Source organism: Candidatus Accumulibacter vicinus (assembly GCF_000584955.1).
In the GTDB taxonomy this organism is placed as follows: domain Bacteria; phylum Pseudomonadota; class Gammaproteobacteria; order Burkholderiales; family Rhodocyclaceae; genus Accumulibacter; species Accumulibacter vicinus.
In genome coordinates, this window is sequence record NZ_JDSS02000032.1 from 14124 (window position 1) to 16606 (window position 2483).

3 protein-coding genes and 1 pseudogene are annotated in these 2483 nt (G+C 61.3%); 3 read left to right on the plus strand and 1 reads right to left on the minus strand.

Features of this window, described 5'->3' with window-relative positions; all coding sequences use genetic code 11:
• Positions 1-189: 189 nt before the first annotated feature.
• The 3 genes from CAPSK01_RS15095 (at position 190) to CAPSK01_RS15105 (ending at position 1601) form a co-directional block, all read left to right on the plus strand.
• A complete protein-coding gene (locus tag CAPSK01_RS15095; RefSeq protein ID WP_337958602.1) occupies positions 190-948 on the plus strand; it encodes a reverse transcriptase domain-containing protein in 759 nt (252 codons plus the stop codon).
• Positions 949-1072: 124 nt separating this feature from the next.
• Positions 1073-1342 carry a BrnT family toxin gene (locus CAPSK01_RS15100; protein ID WP_034928456.1) on the plus strand — a complete coding sequence of 90 codons (270 nt, stop codon included), beginning with the start codon at positions 1073-1075 and terminating at the stop codon, positions 1340-1342.
• Complete coding sequence (locus tag CAPSK01_RS15105) at positions 1311-1601, plus strand: BrnA antitoxin family protein (protein WP_273703779.1); 291 nt, start codon at positions 1311-1313, stop codon at positions 1599-1601. Before CAPSK01_RS15100 ends, CAPSK01_RS15105 begins: the two co-directional genes overlap by 32 nt.
• A gap of 128 nt (positions 1602-1729) precedes the next feature.
• Here the strand turns inward: CAPSK01_RS15105 and acnA are convergent.
• Positions 1730-2483 (minus strand): annotated as a pseudogene (acnA, locus tag CAPSK01_RS15110) (aconitate hydratase); the annotation flags it as partial.

Sequence of the window (2483 nt, forward strand, 5' to 3'; positions counted from 1 at the left end):
GGTGGCATGTTGTGGAGGATAGACCGTGCAGCACGGGAGACCCGTTACGGTGGTGGGGAGGCCACCGACTGAGGCGTATAAGGAAACGAAAGCGCCGCAGACCGTAGCGGGAGTCGGAGGGGTTCATATTACTGCTGGAGTTCGCGGGACAACATAACCCCGAACGAGGGAAGGGACCCTGCTTTGTTCATGCAACCGAAGAGTGAAGGAGAAGGGGATTGCGACATGCTAGCCACCCCTGAAGTGATCAGGACACTACAGAGGAAGCTCTACACCAAGGCCAAGCAGGAACCGGTCTATCGCTTCTATGCGCTATATGACAAGGTCTGGCGGGCAGACATCCTCAATCATGCCTACCGCCTCGTCCGCGCCAACAAGGGAAGTCCCGGTGTCGATGGGATCAGCTTCGAGGCCATAGAGCAGACGACAGGGATAGACGCGTTTTTGTCGGAATTGGCCCAAGACCTGAAAGAGAAAACCTACCACCCCAGTCCGGTACGGCGCGTCATGATTCCCAAAGCGGACGGCAGCCTGCGTCCGTTGGGGATACCGACGATCCGAGACCGTGTTGCCCAGATGGCCGTCAAGCTCGTCATCGAGCCGATATTTGAAGCCGACTTCTGTCCGAACTCCTACGGCTTCAGGCCGAAGAAATCGGCCCACGATGCGGTCGATGCCATTGCCGAAGCGCTTTATCGCGGCTACACGGAAGTCATCGATGCCGATCTGTCGAAGTATTTTGACAGCATCCCGCACGCCAAACTGCTGGCCGTGGTGGCCGAGCGCATTGTTGATGGTGCGATTTTGCACGTCATCAAGCTGTGGCTCAAAGCGCCGGTCATTGGTGAGGACGCGGACGGCACGCGGAAGTATGTCGGCGGTGGTAAAGCCAGCAGCAAAGGCACTCCGCAAGGGGGTGTGATTTCACCGCTGTTGTCGAACTGCTAGCCTCGTAACACGAATGGAGAAGCCGACCCTCTGGTCTGAAGGGGAAGGGGTCGGCCCGCCGTAACCCGGCAAAGGTGTGGCGAGTTCTTACGATAACGATAGAGATAATCGTCTATACTGAAGCATGAATTTCACCTGGAACGATGCCAAGCGGCAGGCCAACCTGAAGAAGCATGGGCTTGATTTTGCTGACGCGTCGCGGGTGTTCGCAGGGCATACCCTGACGTGCCCGGATACGCGCTTCTCCTATGGCGAGGCGCGTTTTTCCACGGTGGGCTTGCTGGGAGTCGAGGTGGTGGTGATTGCGCACACCGAGACCGAAGACACGATGCAGGTCATTTCGATGCGAAAGGCGGAGCGCCATGAACGGGAATACTACTTTGCAAGCCTCTGACGATCTCGATGAAGCGCCCGTCTGGTCGCCCGAAGATTTCGCGCAGGCGGTGCACCGCGTGGGCCTGCGGCCCGCGGCGATGAAGAAGCAGAAGATCAACATCACGCTCGATCCGGATGTCGTGGCGTGGTTCAAGCAGCAGGCCGGTGGGCGGGGATACCAGACTCTGATCAACGCCACCTTGCGCGAAGCAATGCAGCAAAAGACGATCGAAGAGACGCTGCGGCGAGTGATCCGGGAGGAATTGCACTCGGCCTGAAAGCTGGGGCTCGTCGCTCAGGCGATCCATCAGGCCAATGCGGCGATCAACGGCGCCCAGCATCCAGATGCCCAGATCCGAGGACATCTCTTTGCCGGTGAAGTCTGCGCGAACCGTCCAGCCTGCAGTTAGTCAGTCGTGTTTCCCGCGGGTGCTCCGAGCAGTTCGCCGAGAACGTAGGGCAGGATGCCGCCCGAGCGGTAGTAACTGACCTCGATCGCCGTGTCGATGCGGCACAGCAGCGGGCGTTCGCTGCGCTCGCCATTGGCGCGCTCGATTACCAGGGTGAGCGCCTGCATCGGCAACAGGCTCGGGCCGATGCCGAGGATGTCGAAGGTCTCGTCGCCGCGCAGGCCCAGGGAAGTCACCGAATCGTCGGCCACGAACTGCAGTGGCAGTACGCCCATGCCGACCAGATTGGCACGGTGAATTCGTTCGTAGCTGCGCGCGATCACCGCGCGCACGCCGAGCAGGCGGGTCCCCTTGGCGGCCCAGTCGCGTGACGATCCGGTTCCATATTCCTCGCCGGCGAAGATCAGCGTCGGCGTGCCACGCTCGAGATGGTGCATCGCGGCGGCGAAGACCGTCGTCTGCTGGCCGTCGAGCAGCGTGTAGCCGCCCTGTGGCTGGCGTCCTTCGGCGTCGGCCGGCAGCATCAGGTTACGGATGCGGACATTGGCGAAGGTGCCGCGCATCATCACCTCATGGTGGCCGCGGCGGGCGCCATAGGAGTTGAAGTCGACGCGTTTGACTCCCTGTTGCGTGAGCCACTGCCCGGCCGGCGTATTCTCGCCGAACGAACCGGCCGGCGAGATATGGTCGGTGGTGACCGAGTCGCCGAGGATCAGCAGCGCCCGCGCGCCGCGCAGGTCGCCGGCAAGC

Coding starts and splice junctions, on each gene's coding strand:
- CAPSK01_RS15105 (WP_273703779.1), top strand. CDS start 1,311: ATGAACGGGAATACTACTTTGCAAGCCTCTGACGATCTCGATGAAGCG.
- CAPSK01_RS15095 (WP_337958602.1), top strand. CDS start 190: ATGCAACCGAAGAGTGAAGGAGAAGGGGATTGCGACATGCTAGCCACC.
- CAPSK01_RS15100 (WP_034928456.1), top strand. CDS start 1,073: ATGAATTTCACCTGGAACGATGCCAAGCGGCAGGCCAACCTGAAGAAG.